24 protein-coding genes are annotated in these 12,843 nt (G+C 63.3%); all 24 read left to right on the forward strand.

Annotation, left to right across the window (positions count from 1 at the left end; all coding sequences use genetic code 11):
- The first annotated feature begins 8 nt into the window (after positions 1–8).
- Entirely contained in the window at positions 9–290 is a 282-nt protein-coding gene (gene rpsS, locus FOC40_RS03030; protein ID WP_003790621.1) for a 30S ribosomal protein S19, read from the forward strand.
- A gap of 29 nt (positions 291–319) precedes the next feature.
- A complete protein-coding gene (rplV, locus tag FOC40_RS03035) occupies positions 320–691 on the forward strand; it encodes a 50S ribosomal protein L22 (RefSeq protein ID WP_003790620.1) in 372 nt (123 codons plus the stop codon).
- Between the two features lies 1 nt (position 692).
- Positions 693–1,502, forward strand: a complete 810-nt coding sequence (gene rpsC / locus FOC40_RS03040) for a 30S ribosomal protein S3 (protein WP_003795653.1) — start codon at positions 693–695, stop codon at positions 1,500–1,502.
- 5 nt (positions 1,503–1,507) lie between these two features.
- Positions 1,508–1,927 carry a 50S ribosomal protein L16 gene (gene rplP, locus FOC40_RS03045; RefSeq protein WP_003790615.1) on the forward strand — a complete coding sequence of 140 codons (420 nt, stop codon included), beginning with the start codon at positions 1,508–1,510 and terminating at the stop codon, positions 1,925–1,927.
- Positions 1,927–2,160 (forward strand): 50S ribosomal protein L29, encoded by a 234-nt coding sequence (rpmC, locus tag FOC40_RS03050; protein WP_003790613.1) that lies wholly within the window; start codon positions 1,927–1,929, stop codon positions 2,158–2,160. The genes rplP and rpmC overlap by 1 nt, the downstream gene beginning before the upstream one ends.
- Before the next feature lie 5 nt (positions 2,161–2,165).
- Entirely contained in the window at positions 2,166–2,432 is a 267-nt protein-coding gene (gene rpsQ / locus FOC40_RS03055) for a 30S ribosomal protein S17 (protein WP_003790611.1), read from the forward strand.
- An 88-nt stretch (positions 2,433–2,520) separates the two neighbouring features.
- Positions 2,521–2,889: a 50S ribosomal protein L14 gene (gene rplN / locus FOC40_RS03060; protein WP_003790609.1), complete on the forward strand. Its 369-nt coding sequence runs from the start codon at positions 2,521–2,523 to the stop codon at positions 2,887–2,889.
- Positions 2,890–2,892: 3 nt separating this feature from the next.
- Positions 2,893–3,324 (forward strand): 50S ribosomal protein L24, encoded by a 432-nt coding sequence (gene rplX / locus FOC40_RS03065; RefSeq protein ID WP_003790606.1) that lies wholly within the window; start codon positions 2,893–2,895, stop codon positions 3,322–3,324.
- A 2-nt stretch (positions 3,325–3,326) separates the two neighbouring features.
- On the forward strand, positions 3,327–3,872 hold the full coding sequence (gene rplE / locus FOC40_RS03070; RefSeq protein WP_003790605.1) for a 50S ribosomal protein L5: 546 nt from the start codon (positions 3,327–3,329) through the stop codon (positions 3,870–3,872).
- A gap of 3 nt (positions 3,873–3,875) precedes the next feature.
- Positions 3,876–4,061 (forward strand): type Z 30S ribosomal protein S14, encoded by a 186-nt coding sequence (locus tag FOC40_RS03075; RefSeq protein WP_003790603.1) that lies wholly within the window; start codon positions 3,876–3,878, stop codon positions 4,059–4,061.
- A gap of 62 nt (positions 4,062–4,123) precedes the next feature.
- Positions 4,124–4,522: a 30S ribosomal protein S8 gene (gene rpsH, locus FOC40_RS03080; protein ID WP_003795649.1), complete on the forward strand. Its 399-nt coding sequence runs from the start codon at positions 4,124–4,126 to the stop codon at positions 4,520–4,522.
- A gap of 15 nt (positions 4,523–4,537) precedes the next feature.
- Positions 4,538–5,080 (forward strand): 50S ribosomal protein L6, encoded by a 543-nt coding sequence (gene rplF, locus FOC40_RS03085; RefSeq protein ID WP_003795648.1) that lies wholly within the window; start codon positions 4,538–4,540, stop codon positions 5,078–5,080.
- Complete coding sequence (rplR, locus tag FOC40_RS03090; RefSeq protein WP_003795646.1) at positions 5,080–5,451, forward strand: 50S ribosomal protein L18; 372 nt, start codon at positions 5,080–5,082, stop codon at positions 5,449–5,451. Before rplF ends, rplR begins: the two co-directional genes overlap by 1 nt.
- A 28-nt stretch (positions 5,452–5,479) precedes the next feature.
- Positions 5,480–6,169, forward strand: coding sequence for a 30S ribosomal protein S5 (gene rpsE, locus FOC40_RS03095; protein WP_003790589.1), 690 nt, complete (start codon positions 5,480–5,482; stop codon positions 6,167–6,169).
- Positions 6,169–6,354 (forward strand): 50S ribosomal protein L30, encoded by a 186-nt coding sequence (rpmD, locus tag FOC40_RS03100; RefSeq protein WP_003790588.1) that lies wholly within the window; start codon positions 6,169–6,171, stop codon positions 6,352–6,354. The genes rpsE and rpmD overlap by 1 nt, the downstream gene beginning before the upstream one ends.
- 2 nt (positions 6,355–6,356) lie before the next feature.
- Complete coding sequence (gene rplO, locus FOC40_RS03105; RefSeq protein WP_003790587.1) at positions 6,357–6,821, forward strand: 50S ribosomal protein L15; 465 nt, start codon at positions 6,357–6,359, stop codon at positions 6,819–6,821.
- A gap of 257 nt (positions 6,822–7,078) precedes the next feature.
- Positions 7,079–8,371: a preprotein translocase subunit SecY gene (secY, locus tag FOC40_RS03110; protein ID WP_003795645.1), complete on the forward strand. Its 1,293-nt coding sequence runs from the start codon at positions 7,079–7,081 to the stop codon at positions 8,369–8,371.
- Complete coding sequence (locus FOC40_RS03115) at positions 8,368–8,946, forward strand: adenylate kinase (protein ID WP_003795644.1); 579 nt, start codon at positions 8,368–8,370, stop codon at positions 8,944–8,946. The genes secY and FOC40_RS03115 overlap by 4 nt, the downstream gene beginning before the upstream one ends.
- Before the next feature lie 3 nt (positions 8,947–8,949).
- On the forward strand, positions 8,950–9,858 hold the full coding sequence (locus FOC40_RS03120; protein ID WP_003795642.1) for a type I methionyl aminopeptidase: 909 nt from the start codon (positions 8,950–8,952) through the stop codon (positions 9,856–9,858).
- A gap of 457 nt (positions 9,859–10,315) precedes the next feature.
- Positions 10,316–10,537 carry a translation initiation factor IF-1 gene (gene infA / locus FOC40_RS03125; protein WP_003790580.1) on the forward strand — a complete coding sequence of 74 codons (222 nt, stop codon included), beginning with the start codon at positions 10,316–10,318 and terminating at the stop codon, positions 10,535–10,537.
- Between the two features lie 40 nt (positions 10,538–10,577).
- A complete protein-coding gene (rpmJ, locus tag FOC40_RS03130; protein ID WP_003790577.1) occupies positions 10,578–10,691 on the forward strand; it encodes a 50S ribosomal protein L36 in 114 nt (37 codons plus the stop codon).
- A 148-nt stretch (positions 10,692–10,839) separates the two neighbouring features.
- Positions 10,840–11,214, forward strand: coding sequence for a 30S ribosomal protein S13 (rpsM, locus tag FOC40_RS03135; RefSeq protein WP_005872704.1), 375 nt, complete (start codon positions 10,840–10,842; stop codon positions 11,212–11,214).
- 61 nt (positions 11,215–11,275) lie between these two features.
- Positions 11,276–11,686: a 30S ribosomal protein S11 gene (gene rpsK / locus FOC40_RS03140; RefSeq protein WP_003790556.1), complete on the forward strand. Its 411-nt coding sequence runs from the start codon at positions 11,276–11,278 to the stop codon at positions 11,684–11,686.
- Positions 11,687–11,810: 124 nt separating this feature from the next.
- The gene (locus FOC40_RS03145) at positions 11,811–12,806 is read left to right on the forward strand and encodes a DNA-directed RNA polymerase subunit alpha (RefSeq protein WP_003790553.1); all 996 of its coding nucleotides are present in this window, start codon (positions 11,811–11,813) and stop codon (positions 12,804–12,806) included.
- The last annotated feature ends 37 nt before the right edge of the window (positions 12,807–12,843 follow it).

The following is a 12,843-nucleotide window of genomic DNA, read 5'->3' on the forward strand; positions in this document are numbered from 1 at the left end:
CGATTGAAATGCCGCGTAGTTTGAAGAAGGGCCCGTTCGTCGACGACCACCTGCTCAAGAAGGTTGACGCCGCGAACGAATCCGGCTCTAAGAACGTCATCAAGACCTGGTCGCGTCGCTCGGTCATTACCCCGGACTTCCTGGGTCTGACCATCGCCGTCCACGACGGCCGTAAGCATGTGCCCGTTTTCGTCACCGAGTCGATGGTGGGCCACAAGCTCGGCGAGTTCGCTCCCACGCGTACTTTCCGCAGCCACGACAAGGACGATCGTAAGGGACGTCGGCGCTGAGCCGGCCCCACGGAAGAAGAGGCAGATACATGGAAGCCAAGGCGCAGGCGCGATTCATCCGCGTCACGCCCCAGAAGTCCCGCCGTGTTGTGAACGAGGTTCGCGGCAAGCGTGTTCTGGAGGCCGCCGACATTCTGCGGTTCGCCCCGCAGGCCGTCGCCACCGATGTCCGCAAGGTGCTCCTGAGCGCCGTCGCCAACTCGAAGGTCAAGGCTGAGAATGCCGGAGAGACCTTCAACGAGGCCGACCTGCTCGTCCTGGAGGCATACGTGGACGAGGGTCCGACCATGAAGCGCATTCGTCCCCGTGCACAGGGGCGCGCCGGTCGTATCCTGAAGCGCACCTCCCACATCACCATCGTGGTGGGGACCAAGGAAGATAAGAAGAAGGGAGACCGCTGATATGGGTCAGAAGGTCAACCCCCGCGGGTTCCGTCTGGGAATCACCACTGACCACCGGTCTCGCTGGTTCTCCGACTCCACCACCAAGGGACAGCGCTACGCGGATTACGTGGCCGAAGACGTCGCGATCCGCAAGTTCCTGACCGACAACCTCGAGCGCGCCGGCATCGCCGAGGTGAGCATCGAGCGCACGCGTGACCGCGTTCGCGTCGACCTGCACACCGCTCGCCCGGGCATCGTCATCGGTCGCCGTGGTGCAGAGGCTGACCGCCTGCGCGTTCAGCTCGAGAAGCTGACGGGCAAGCAGGTCCAGCTGAACATCCTTGAGGTCAAGAACCCCGACCTCGAAGCGCAGCTCGTTGCGCAGGGCATCGCTGAGCAGCTCGCCGCTCGCGTGTCCTTCCGTCGTGCGATGCGTAAGGGCATCCAGTCCGCGCAGCGCGCTGGCGCCAGGGGCATTCGTGTCCAGGTGTCCGGCCGTCTGGGTGGCGCTGAAATGTCCCGCTCCGAGTTCTACCGTGAGGGCCGCGTGCCGCTGCACACCCTCCGCGCGAACATCGACTACGGATTCCACGAGGCCCGTACGACCTTCGGTCGCATCGGCGTCAAGGTGTGGATCTACAAGGGCGACATCACCGAGCGCGAGTTCGCTCGCCAGCAGGCCGAGCAGGCCCAGCGTGGCGGCCGTCGCGATGGCCGCCGTGGCCCCCGCCGCGGTGGACGCCCCAACCAGGAGACCGCTGCGCAGCAGGCTCCCCGTGAGGCTTCGGCCTCCGAGGCCACTGCGCCCACGACCGGATCGGAGGCCTGAGCCCAATGCTCATTCCCCGTCGGACTAAGTACCGCAAGCAGCACCGTCCTCACCGCACTGGCTTTGCCTCCGGTGGCACCGAACTCGCGTTCGGCGACTACGGCATCCAGGCTCTCGAGGCTGCGTACATCACCAACCGTCAGATTGAGGCGGCACGTATTGCCGTGACGCGTCACATCAAGCGTGGCGGTAAGGTCTGGATCAACATCTTCCCGGACCGTCCCCTGACGAAGAAGCCCGCCGAAACCCGAATGGGTTCCGGTAAGGGTGCTCCGGAATGGTGGGTTGCCCCCGTCAAGCCCGGACGTGTCATGTTCGAGCTGGCAGGCGTCCCCGAGGAGCTCGCTCGCGAGGCCCTCAGCCGTGCCCAGCACAAGCTTCCTATCAAGACCCGCTTCGTGGTCCGAGAGGGTGGTGACATCTGATGGCAGATAAGGGTCTGACCACCGAGCAGCTCGACGCCATGGACAACTCCCAGCTGTCCAAGGAGCTCGAGAAGGCTAAGGCCGAGCTGTTCAACCTGCGTTTTGCGCAGGCCGTTGGCAACCTCGAGGATCACGGTCGCATGAAGACCGTGCGCCGCGACATTGCCCGGATCTACACCATCGCGCGTGAGCGGGAGCTTGGCTACCGCACCGCCCCGAGCACTGAGGAGTGAGCCTGATGGCAGAAACCACCGCTCGTAACGAGCGTAAGGTCCGTCGCGGCTACGTCGTCAGCGACAAGATGGACAAGACCGTTGTCGTCCAGATCGAGGACCGCGTCAAGCACGCCCTCTACGGCAAGGTCATGCGCAAGAACAAGAAGGTCAAGGTTCACGACGAGCACAACGAGTGCGGCGTCGGCGATCTCGTCCTCATCATGGAGACCCGCCCGCTGTCGGCCACCAAGCGCTGGCGCGTTGTGGAGATCCTCGAAAAGGCGAAGTGACCTTCGCTCACAGACCGAAATCCGTTCGGCAAGGCTCGACCGGTACAATCCGGAAGAGAACCGGCACGACGACAGGAGTCAATAGAAAATGATTCAGCAGGAGTCGCGACTGAAGGTCGCCGACAACACAGGGGCCAAGGAGATCCTGACCATCCGTGTTCTCGGTGGCTCGGGTCGGCGCTACGCGGGTATCGGCGACACGATTGTCGCCACCGTGAAGGACGCCATTCCCGGCGGCAACGTCAAGAAGGGCGAAGTCGTCAAGGCAGTGATCGTTCGCACGCGTAAGGAAACCCGCCGCCCCGACGGTTCCTACATTCGTTTCGACGAGAATGCGGCCGTCATCATCAACAACAATGGCGAGCCGCGTGGCACGCGTATCTTCGGCCCCGTGGGCCGCGAGCTGCGTGACAAGAAGTTCATGCGTATCGTCTCCCTCGCTCCGGAGGTGATCTGATCCATGGCAGCCAAGATTCGTAAGAATGACCTCGTTGAGGTCGTTCGCGGACGCACGTCCGACGAGAAGGCGCTGGCTGAGCGCAACGCCCGCCGTGCGGAAGAGGGCCTTGAGCCCCTGACCCCCGGCGACAAGGGCAAGCAGGGCCGCGTCATCCAGGTGTTCCCGGCTGAGGGTAAGGTCCTCGTCGAGGGCATCAACCTGAAGACGCGCCACGTGCGTCAGGGCCAGCAGGGCAGCGCCGGCGGTATTGAGACCATCGAGGCCCCCATCTCGCTGTCCAAGGTCGCACTGGTCGACCCCGAGACCAAGAAGCGCGTTCGAGCCGGTTTCCGCGAGGACACCGTCGAGCGCGGCGGCCGCACCCGCACCGTTCGAGTCCGCGTGGCTCGTGGTGGTGCGAAGCGCGGCGTTGAGCAGGGCAAGGAGATCTGAGCATGGCCCCGCGTCTGAAGGAAAAGTACGTCTCCGAGATCCGCGAGGCGCTCCGTGCTGAGTTCAAGCACGAGAACGTCATGCAGGTCGGCGGACTGACGAAGATCGTTGTCAACATGGGTGTCGGCGAGGCCGCTCGCGACTCGAAGGCACTCGAGGGCGCGCTCCGCGACCTCACCGCGATCACCGGCCAGAAGCCCGTGACCACCCGCGCCAAGAAGTCCATCGCGCAGTTCAAGCTGCGTGAGGGCCAGGCGATCGGTGCGCACGTCACGCTTCGCGGCGACCGCATGTGGGAGTTCCTGGATCGCCTCCTCTCGACGGCGCTTCCCCGTATCCGTGACTTCCGCGGACTGTCTCCTAAGCAGTTCGACGGTCACGGCAACTACACCTTCGGTCTCACGGAACAGTCGATGTTCCACGAGATCGATCAGGACTCGATCGACCGAGTGCGCGGCATGGACATCACGGTTGTCACCTCGGCCACCACCGACGAAGAGGGTCGCGCCCTTCTCCGTCACCTCGGCTTCCCGTTCAAGGAGGACTGACCCATGGCCAAGACATCCCTGAAGGTCAAGGCTGCCCGCAAGCCGAAGTTCGGCGTGCGTGCCTACACCCGGTGCAACCGTTGCGGTCGTCCGCACTCGGTGTACCGCAAGTTCGGACTGTGCCGCGTGTGCCTGCGCGAGCTCGCCCACCGTGGCGAACTCCCCGGTGTCACCAAGAGCAGCTGGTAAAACGAACGTCGCAGGTCCCGGGTAACCGGAGAAACCGCGACGAGGAAGGGGAATAAACCCCCATGACAATGACAGACCCGATTGCAGATATGCTGACGCGTCTGCGCAACGCGACTCGTGCGCACCACGAGACGGTTTCCATGCCGTACTCGAAGCTCAAGAACGCGATTGCGAACATCCTGGTCGAGGAAGGCTACATTGCCTCGACCTCCGTCGAGGATGCCCGCGTGGGCAAGACCCTGACGATCAACCTGAAGTACGGCGCGCACCGCGAGGCCGCGATCCAGGGGCTCAAGCGCGTGTCCAAGCCTGGTCTGCGCGTGTACGCCAAGTCCACCAACCTGCCCAAGGTCCGCGGCGGCCTCGGCGTGGCTATCCTGTCCACGTCCTCCGGCCTGCTCACGGACCGTCAGGCAGCCGAGAAGGGTGTGGGTGGGGAAGTCCTCGCCTACATCTGGTGATGAGGAGGCTGAACAATGTCGCGAATTGGTAAGAACCCCATCGCAATTCCCGCCGGTGTTGACGTCACGATCGACGGCCAGAACGTGTCGGTGAAGGGCCCCAAGGGCACCCTCTCCCACGTTGTTGCCGAGCCGATCACCGCCAAGATCGAAGACGGTCAGGTTGTCGTCGAGCGTCCGAACGACGAGCGCACCTCGCGTTCGCTCCACGGACTGTCGCGCACCCTGATCGCCAACATGATCGTCGGCGTGACCGAGGGCTACAAGAAGGATCTCGAAATCACGGGTACCGGTTACCGCGTGGTCGCCAAGGGCAAGGACCTCGAGTTCTCCCTGGGCTTCTCCCACACGATCACCATCACCCCGCCCGAGGGCATCGAGTTCACAATTGCGCCGAAGTCCCAGACGCTGTTCACGGTCTCCGGAATCGACAAGCAGCTCGTCGGTGAGACTGCTGCTCGCATCCGCAAGCTGAAGAAGCCGGAGCCCTACAAGGGCAAGGGCATCCACTACGTGGGCGAGACCATCCGTCGCAAGGTCGGAAAGGCTGGTAAGTGATGGCTTACTCGATCAAGGGCAAGGGCAAGTTCGTCGCTCGCAAGCGCCGTCACCTCCGCCTCCGCAAGAAGATCAACGGCACGCCCGAGCGTCCCCGTCTGGTCGTCACCCGTTCGAACCGCCACATGGTGGCTCAGGTCATCGACGATACGGTTGGTCACACCCTGGTGTCGGCCTCCGACATCGAGACCGAGGTCGCTGGTTCCGAGGGCACGAAGACCGACAAGGCTCGTAAGGTCGGCGCACTGATCGCCGAGCGTGCGAAGGCTGCCGGTATCTCTGCTGTCGTCTTCGACCGCGGTGGTAACAAGTACACAGGTCGCGTTGCGGCCGTTGCCGAGGCCGCCCGTGAGGGCGGACTCGAGCTGTGAACGAGCCGAAAGAAAGAGAGATCATCTGATGGCTGCACAGCAGCGAGACAGGAACGGTTCGGGCGCGGGCGAGAACAACGATCGCCGTGAGCGCCGCTCCGGCCGCGGCAACGATCGCGATAACCGCCGGAACAACGAAAACAAGAACGAGTACATCGAGCGCGTCGTGACGATCAACCGCGTCTCCAAGGTTGTGAAGGGTGGACGTCGTTTCTCCTTCACAGCCCTGGTTGTCGTGGGTGACGGCGAAGGCACGGTGGGCGTCGGCTACGGAAAGGCCAAGGAAGTTCCTCAGGCCATTTCCAAGGGCGTCGAGGAGGCGAAGAAGAACTTCTTCCGCGTCCCGATGATCCGCCGCACGATTACGCACGTGGTGCAGGGCCGCGACACCGCCGGTGTCGTCCTCCTGCGTCCGGCTGCCCCCGGTACCGGCGTTATCGCCGGCGGCCCGGTGCGCGCCGTCCTGGAGGCCGCAGGCGTCCACGACGTGCTCACGAAGTCGCTGGGCTCGTCCAACGCGATCAACATCGTCCATGCGACGGTTGACGCACTCAAGCAGCTCGAGCAGCCCGAGGCTGTCGCCGCACGTCGCGGCCTGCCCCTCGAGCGCGTTGCTCCCGCGTCCATGCTGCGCGCTCGCGCAGAGGGCGAGGCCGAGAAGCGCGCGGCTGCCGAGGCCGCCGAGGCCGACAAGGCCGCTGCAGGGGAGGCTAAGTGATGGCGAAGAACATCAAGATCACGCTGGTCAAGTCCTCTGCTCACGCGAAGCAGAACATGAAGGACACGCTGCGCACCCTCGGGCTGCGCAAGATCGGCCAGAGTGTCGTGCGTGAGCAGACGGACGTCGTTCTGGGCGCCGTTCGCACCGTGCGTCACCTGGTGACCGCTGAGGAGGTCGACTGACAATGGCTGACTCCACGAACAAGACGCAGATCGTTAAGCTGCACCACCTGCGTCCTGCCCCGGGAGCCAAGACCGCGAAGACCCGCGTGGGTCGCGGTGAAGGTTCGAAGGGTAAGACCGCTGGCCGTGGTACCAAGGGCACCAAGGCTCGTTACCAGGTTGCTGCCGGCTTCGAGGGTGGTCAGATGCCGATTCACATGCGTCTGCCGAAGCTTCGCGGCTTCAAGAACCCCTTCCGCGTTGAGTACCAGGTCGTGAACGTAGGCAAGCTCGGGGAGCTCTTCCCCGAGGGTGGCAAGGTCACGGTTGAGGATCTCATCGCCAAGCACGCCGTTCGCGACTCCGCGCCCGTCAAGGTGCTCGGTACCGGCGAACTGAGTGTCAAGCTCGAGGTTGAGGTCGACTCCTGGTCGTCCTCCGCCGAGGCGAAGATCACGGCTGCTGGCGGGTCCATCTCGGCCCGCTGACGCTGAACGGGGGTGGTCCCGCGAGGGGCCACCCCCGTTACGTGTCTGTCTTGTCGCGGGTGAGGAGCTGTCAAGCGGCGCCTCAACCGCGAAAGCAACTCACCCCATGAGATGGGGATTTCGCGCGTCGCGTCTCGTTAATTACGCGGCAATGCGCTTTTTTAATGATTGGATATCGCCAACCACTACCCGTGTCGGGTAAGCTGGATCAGTCTAGGGGCTTTGCCCCGCATGCCCATCACCCGTAGGAGGAAGCCTTGCTCGGTGCATTCGCCCAGGCGTTCCGTACCCCCGACCTGCGTCGGAAGCTGCTCTTTACCCTTTTCATCATGGCCGCGTTCCGGCTGGGTTCGTTCATTCCGACGCCCGGTGTCGACTCGCAGGCCGTGCAGCGCTGTATGGCGCAGGAGTCGGAGGCGTCGCTGCTCGACCTCGTCAACCTGTTCTCGGGTGGAGCGCTTCTGCAGCTGTCGATCTTCGCCCTGGGCATCATGCCCTACATCACCGCGTCGATCATCATTCAGCTGCTGAGGGTAGTTATTCCTCGCTTCGATGACCTCCATAAGGAAGGTCAGACGGGCCAGGCGAAGCTGACGCAGTACACGCGTTACCTCACGATCTTCCTGGGCATCCTGCAGGCGACCACGACGATCTCGCTGGCCCGCAGCGGTCAGCTCTTCCAGTCGTGCAACCACGACATCATCAAGGACCGTTCGGTCATGACCTTCATCATGATGATCATCGTCATGATGGCCGGTACCGGCGTGATCATGTGGCTGGGCGAGCTCATCACGGAGCGCGGCATCGGTAACGGCATGTCGCTGCTGATCTTCACGTCTATCGCGGCCCGTCTGCCCGAGCAGCTCCTATCTATCGGCCAGGCCGGCAAGTGGGGTTCGGTCGCCGCTATCGTCGCTCTGCTTCTCCTCGTCGCGATTGCCGTCGTCTACGTTGAGCAGGCCCAGCGCCGCATCCCGGTCCAGTACGCCAAGCGCATGATTGGGCGTCGCCAGTACGGCGGCACCACCACCTACATTCCGCTGAAGATCAACATGTCGGGCGTTATTCCCGTCATCTTCGCCTCCTCGATCCTCGCCCTGCCTCCGATGGCGGCGCAGTTCGGCAGCCCGGACGACAAGTGGGTTCAGTGGATTTCTGCGCACTTCACGCAGGGCAGCTCGTTCTACCTGACGATCTACGCCCTGATGACTCTGTTCTTCACCTTCTTCTACACCGCTATTACGTTCAACCCGGACGAGGTTGCGGACAACATGAAGAAGTATGGAGGCTTTATCCCCGGTTACCGTGCGGGTCGTCCCACGGCCGAGTACCTGCGCTACGTGATTAACCGAATCACCACTGCTGGTGCCCTCTACCTGGTGATCATTGCCCTCCTGCCGTCTCTCGCGATCATTCCGCTGCAGCTGTCGAGCTCGCAGATGCCCTTCGGTGGCACCACGCTGCTCATCATCATTGGCGTTGGTCTGCAGACGGTGAAGGAAATCAACACGCAGCTGCAGCAGCATCACTATGAAGGATTCCTGAAATGACAGTCGTCATCCTCCTCGGCCCTCCCGGAGCTGGCAAGGGCACCCAGGCCTCGCGTATCGCTGAGCGCCTCGGTATTCCGGCTATTTCGACGGGCGACATCTTCCGCGCCAACATGGCGGAAGGTACGGAGATCGGCAAGCAAGCGCAGGCCTACATGGACCGCGGCGAGTTCGTTCCTGACTCGGTCACGAACGCCATGGTAAAGGCGCGCCTTGCAGCCCCCGACGCTGCCGACGGTTTCCTCCTTGACGGCTACCCGCGTACCGTGGAGCAGGCGCACGTCCTGCGCGACATGCTCCTCGATCTGGGCAAGTCCATTGACGTTGTCCTGGAGATCCAGGTGGACGAGGACGAGGTCGTGGAGCGCATGCTCAAGCGCGCTCAGGAGCAGCACCGCACGGATGACACTGAGCCCGTCATCCGTCACCGCCTGGAGGTCTACCACCAGCAGACGCTGCCCGTCGCCACCTACTACGTCGACCAGGACCTCCTGGAGGTTGTCGATGGCAGTGGCACGATTGACGAGGTCACGGCTCGCATCTTCGCGATCCTTGACTCGGTGGCAAAGAACTGAGCGATGCCTCGCATTGAACTGAAGTCCGCGCAGGAGCTTCGTTGGATGCGCGAGGCCGGTCTGGTCGTCGCGTCCATCCACGAGGCCCTGCGCGGCGCTATCCGCCCCGGCATTACAACGCGTGAGCTGGACGAGGTCAGCGCCCAGGCGATCGCCGACGAGGGAGCGACCTCTAACTTTAAGGGCTACTACGGCTATCCGGCGACGGTGTGTATCTCGGTCAACGATGTGATCGTTCACGGCATCCCGGGCGACTATGAGCTGGCTCCCGGAGACATCGTGTCTTTCGACTGCGGTGCGTACGTGGAGCGCGGCGGCCGTCAGTGGCACGGAGACGCTGCCTTCAGCGTCATCGTAGGTGAAACTTTCGTGTCGGACGCTGACTTCGCGGCGGGGGAGCGGGCTACCGGCGCTATCGCCGGAGTGGACGAGAACCTGCTTCGTGAGCGTCGCCAGCTGGATGCCGTGACGCGTGAGTCCCTGTGGGCTGCCCTCGCGGGGCTCGCGACCGGTAAGCGTATTAGCGCGGTCGGCAATGCGGTCGAGACCGTTGTTGCAGAGAACGCTCTGATCAATGGCTGGGAAGCTGGCATTATCGAGGAGTTCGTTGGCCATGGCATCGGTACGAAGATGCACATGCCTCCGGATGTTCTCAACTACAACGTTCGCGGCATTCAGGCTCGCCTCAAGCCGGGCATGGTCCTGGCGGTCGAGCCGATGCTGACGCGTGGTGACATTGCCTGGCAGACGGACGACGACGAGTGGACGGTGCGCACGGTCGACGGTCGCGACGCCGCCCACTGGGAGCACTCGATCGCGATCACCGAGGACGGTGTCTCCGTTCTGACGGCGCGCGACGGGGGAGTGGCCGGCCTGGCGCCCTACGGTGTTACTCCGGTGTCGCTTGACTGACACGATGGATGGCTGCGGGCCCGGTGCCTCACGGAGGTGCCGGGCCCGACTCGTTCGTCGACGAGGTCGCGGCCGGATCCCAGGTGTTTCTGCTGGCTGCGCCACCGGTGTTCCGAGCGCCGTCGGCCCGCCCGTCCACTCGCCGTCCGCGCCGCGAGCTTCGCTCGGCACGTTGGTTCGAACCCCGGCCAGGCCCTGCGGCCCCACCGGCGCTCTCCGCACTGGTGGCCCGTGGCGAACCCCGGCCTCGTCGATATGAGACAGACTGTGGCGGCGTTTCGCTGAAATGTGACGCATTAAACGTGAGCGAACCGACAGGGGTCCTGACTACCGCCGATGGGCGTGAATGCCGTAGAGTAGTTCCTTGGGCGTATCTGCATCCGGCATTCGTTGGTGCACTATGCCTAGCGGCATCCGCCGCAACCTATCCGAGACATGTAGAGGATAAACGGAGGATATGGCGAAGAAAGACGGCGTCATTGAGATGGAAGGCACGGTCGTTGAGGCCCTGCCTAACGCGATGTTCCGTGTGGAACTGAAGAATGGCCACGTGGTTCTCGGCCACATTGCGGGAAAGATGCGTCAGCACTACATCCGCATCCTGCCCGAGGATCGAGTTGTCGTCGAGCTGAGCCCCTACGACCTCTCCCGAGGCCGTATCGTCTACCGCTACAAGTGACCCGACACAAACTGCCCAACGGGCAGTGGAGGTAACAACCATGAAGGTCAAGCCGAGTGTCAAGAAGATCTGTGACAAGTGCAAGGTGATTCGTCGCCACGGCAACGTCATGGTCATCTGCGACAACCCCAGGCACAAGCAGCGCCAGGGCTGAGACCCGCTGCGACCCGCGGGGCACAAAGCCCCACAGCATCACTCTAAGCGCCCACTCGTGGGTGACCCTCGGTTCGGAGGCCGAGGCCGGGCTGCTCGCCCGGACTGAGCGATGACGACCTCCGATGAACAACTGGAGCAACATCACCATGGCACGTATTGCCGGCGTCGACCTCCCCCGCGAGAAGCGGCTCGAGATCGCGCTCACATACATCTACGGAGTCGGCCGCACCCGCGCGGCAGAGACCCTCGCCGCCACCGGCGTCAGCCCGGACACTCGCGTGAAGGACGCGACGGAAGAGGAACTCGTCAAGCTTCGTGACTACATTGAGGCAAACTTCAAGGTTGAGGGTGACCTCCGCCGTGAGGTTCAGGCCGACATTCGTCGCAAGATCGAAATCGGTTCGTACCAGGGCCTTCGCCACCGTCGTGGCCTGCCGGTCCACGGTCAGCGTACCAAGACCAACGCGCGTACCCGCAAGGGCCCCAAGCGCACCGTTGCAGGCAAGAAGAAGGCCAAGTAAGGCCTAGGAGAGCGAATCCCCTCGGGATAGCTTTCCGCGACAAGAAGGAACTGAACCAGAAATGGCAGCAGCAAAGACCTCGCGCTCGGGCGGTGCCCGCAAGCCGCGTCGCAAGATTTCGAAGAACGTCACCAACGGCCACGCCTACATCAAGTCGACGTTCAACAACACCATCGTTTCCCTCACGGACCCCACGGGCGCGGTTGTCGCCTGGGCGTCCTCCGGCCAGGTTGGCTTCAAGGGTTCGCGTAAGTCGACCCCCTTCGCCGCGCAGCTCGCGGCCGAGGCTGCGGCTCGTCGCGCCCAGGAGCACGGCATGAAGAAGGTTGACGTTTTCGTGAAGGGTCCCGGCTCCGGCCGTGAGACCGCGATCCGTTCCCTCCAGGCCGCAGGCCTCGAGATCGGTTCGATCCAGGACGTCACGCCTCAGGCCTTCAACGGCACCCGCCCGCCGAAGCGCCGCCGCGGCTGACTTGTGGACGGGAGGGCATTGCCCTCCCCACGTCTGAACCTTCGGGTTCTTACTCCCTTAGCCTGCTTCAGCAGGTTCCCATATCCGGTGTCATATAGCGGGCACCGGCCAGAAAGGAATAGACGTGCTCATTGCAGAGCGACCCATCCTGACCGAAGAAAAGGTCAGCGACCTGCGCTCCCGTTTCACCCTGGAGCCCCTCGAGCCTGGGTTCGGCTACACGCTGGGTAACTCCCTGCGTCGTACCCTCCTGTCCTCGATCCCGGGTGCAGCGGTGACGTCCATCCGTATTGATGGCGTCCCCCACGAGTTCCGCACGATCGAAGGCGTGAAGGAAGATGTCGCTGAGATCATCCTGAACATCAAGCAGATCGTTCTGTCCAGCGAGAACGACGAGCCTGTCGTCATGTACCTGCGGAAGGCTGGCCCCGGCGAGGTTCTCGCCGGCGACATCACGCCTCCCGCCGGCGTGGAGATCCACAACCCCGATCTGCACCTTGCCACCCTCAATGAGAAGGGCAAGCTGGAGATCGAGCTGACCGTCGAGCGTGGCCGCGGCTACGTGTCGGCTGCTCAGAACAAGGATCCGCAGGCCGAGATCTCTCGCATTCCGATTGATTCGATCTACTCGCCCGTCGTCAAGGTGACCTACAAGGTCGAGGCGACGCGTGTTCAGCAGCGCACCGACTTCGATCGCCTCGTCATCGACGTGGAGACCAAGCCGGCGATCACCCCGCGCGATGCCCTGGCCTCGGCCGGCAAGACGCTGGTGGAGCTGTTCGGCCTCATGCGTGAACTGAACGAGGAAGCGGAAGGCATCGAGGTGGGTCCGTCCACCACCGACGCCACCCTCGCAGCCGATCTGGCTCTCCCGATCGAGAACCTGAACCTGCAGTCGCGTTCCTACAACGCGCTGCGTCGCCGCGGCATTCTGACCGTCGGCGAGCTGGTTGCTCACTCGGAGGCCGACCTGCTCGACATCCGCAACTTCGGCACCAAGTCGATCGAAGAGATCAAGGAGTCCCTGGCGGCCCTTGGTATGACGCTGAAGGACTCGGTCATGCCGAGCTTCGGTGACTCGGAGTCCGCCGCGATCTTTTCGGACGACCAGTCCATCTGACCCCGTGCGTCCGATGGACGCATTGAATCCGTAGGAG

The sequence above is a fragment of the Schaalia odontolytica genome (genome assembly GCF_009730335.1).
In the GTDB taxonomy this organism is placed as follows: Bacteria; Actinomycetota; Actinomycetes; order Actinomycetales; family Actinomycetaceae; genus Pauljensenia; species Pauljensenia dentiphila.

Excerpts from the sequence above, each read along its gene's own strand:
- rpsS (WP_003790621.1), top strand. The coding sequence starts at position 9 with ATGCCGCGTAGTTTGAAGAAGGGCCCGTTCGTCGACGACCACCTGCTC.
- rplV (WP_003790620.1), top strand. The coding sequence starts at position 320 with ATGGAAGCCAAGGCGCAGGCGCGATTCATCCGCGTCACGCCCCAGAAG.
- rpsC (WP_003795653.1), top strand. The coding sequence starts at position 693 with ATGGGTCAGAAGGTCAACCCCCGCGGGTTCCGTCTGGGAATCACCACT.
- rplP (WP_003790615.1), top strand. The coding sequence starts at position 1,508 with ATGCTCATTCCCCGTCGGACTAAGTACCGCAAGCAGCACCGTCCTCAC.
- rpmC (WP_003790613.1), top strand. The coding sequence starts at position 1,927 with ATGGCAGATAAGGGTCTGACCACCGAGCAGCTCGACGCCATGGACAAC.
- rpsQ (WP_003790611.1), top strand. The coding sequence starts at position 2,166 with ATGGCAGAAACCACCGCTCGTAACGAGCGTAAGGTCCGTCGCGGCTAC.
- rplN (WP_003790609.1), top strand. The coding sequence starts at position 2,521 with ATGATTCAGCAGGAGTCGCGACTGAAGGTCGCCGACAACACAGGGGCC.
- rplX (WP_003790606.1), top strand. The coding sequence starts at position 2,893 with ATGGCAGCCAAGATTCGTAAGAATGACCTCGTTGAGGTCGTTCGCGGA.
- rplE (WP_003790605.1), top strand. The coding sequence starts at position 3,327 with ATGGCCCCGCGTCTGAAGGAAAAGTACGTCTCCGAGATCCGCGAGGCG.
- FOC40_RS03075 (WP_003790603.1), top strand. The coding sequence starts at position 3,876 with ATGGCCAAGACATCCCTGAAGGTCAAGGCTGCCCGCAAGCCGAAGTTC.
- rpsH (WP_003795649.1), top strand. The coding sequence starts at position 4,124 with ATGACAATGACAGACCCGATTGCAGATATGCTGACGCGTCTGCGCAAC.
- rplF (WP_003795648.1), top strand. The coding sequence starts at position 4,538 with ATGTCGCGAATTGGTAAGAACCCCATCGCAATTCCCGCCGGTGTTGAC.
- rplR (WP_003795646.1), top strand. The coding sequence starts at position 5,080 with ATGGCTTACTCGATCAAGGGCAAGGGCAAGTTCGTCGCTCGCAAGCGC.
- rpsE (WP_003790589.1), top strand. The coding sequence starts at position 5,480 with ATGGCTGCACAGCAGCGAGACAGGAACGGTTCGGGCGCGGGCGAGAAC.
- rpmD (WP_003790588.1), top strand. The coding sequence starts at position 6,169 with ATGGCGAAGAACATCAAGATCACGCTGGTCAAGTCCTCTGCTCACGCG.
- rplO (WP_003790587.1), top strand. The coding sequence starts at position 6,357 with ATGGCTGACTCCACGAACAAGACGCAGATCGTTAAGCTGCACCACCTG.
- FOC40_RS03115 (WP_003795644.1), top strand. The coding sequence starts at position 8,368 with ATGACAGTCGTCATCCTCCTCGGCCCTCCCGGAGCTGGCAAGGGCACC.
- FOC40_RS03120 (WP_003795642.1), top strand. The coding sequence starts at position 8,950 with ATGCCTCGCATTGAACTGAAGTCCGCGCAGGAGCTTCGTTGGATGCGC.
- infA (WP_003790580.1), top strand. The coding sequence starts at position 10,316 with ATGGCGAAGAAAGACGGCGTCATTGAGATGGAAGGCACGGTCGTTGAG.
- rpmJ (WP_003790577.1), top strand. The coding sequence starts at position 10,578 with ATGAAGGTCAAGCCGAGTGTCAAGAAGATCTGTGACAAGTGCAAGGTG.
- rpsM (WP_005872704.1), top strand. The coding sequence starts at position 10,840 with ATGGCACGTATTGCCGGCGTCGACCTCCCCCGCGAGAAGCGGCTCGAG.
- rpsK (WP_003790556.1), top strand. The coding sequence starts at position 11,276 with ATGGCAGCAGCAAAGACCTCGCGCTCGGGCGGTGCCCGCAAGCCGCGT.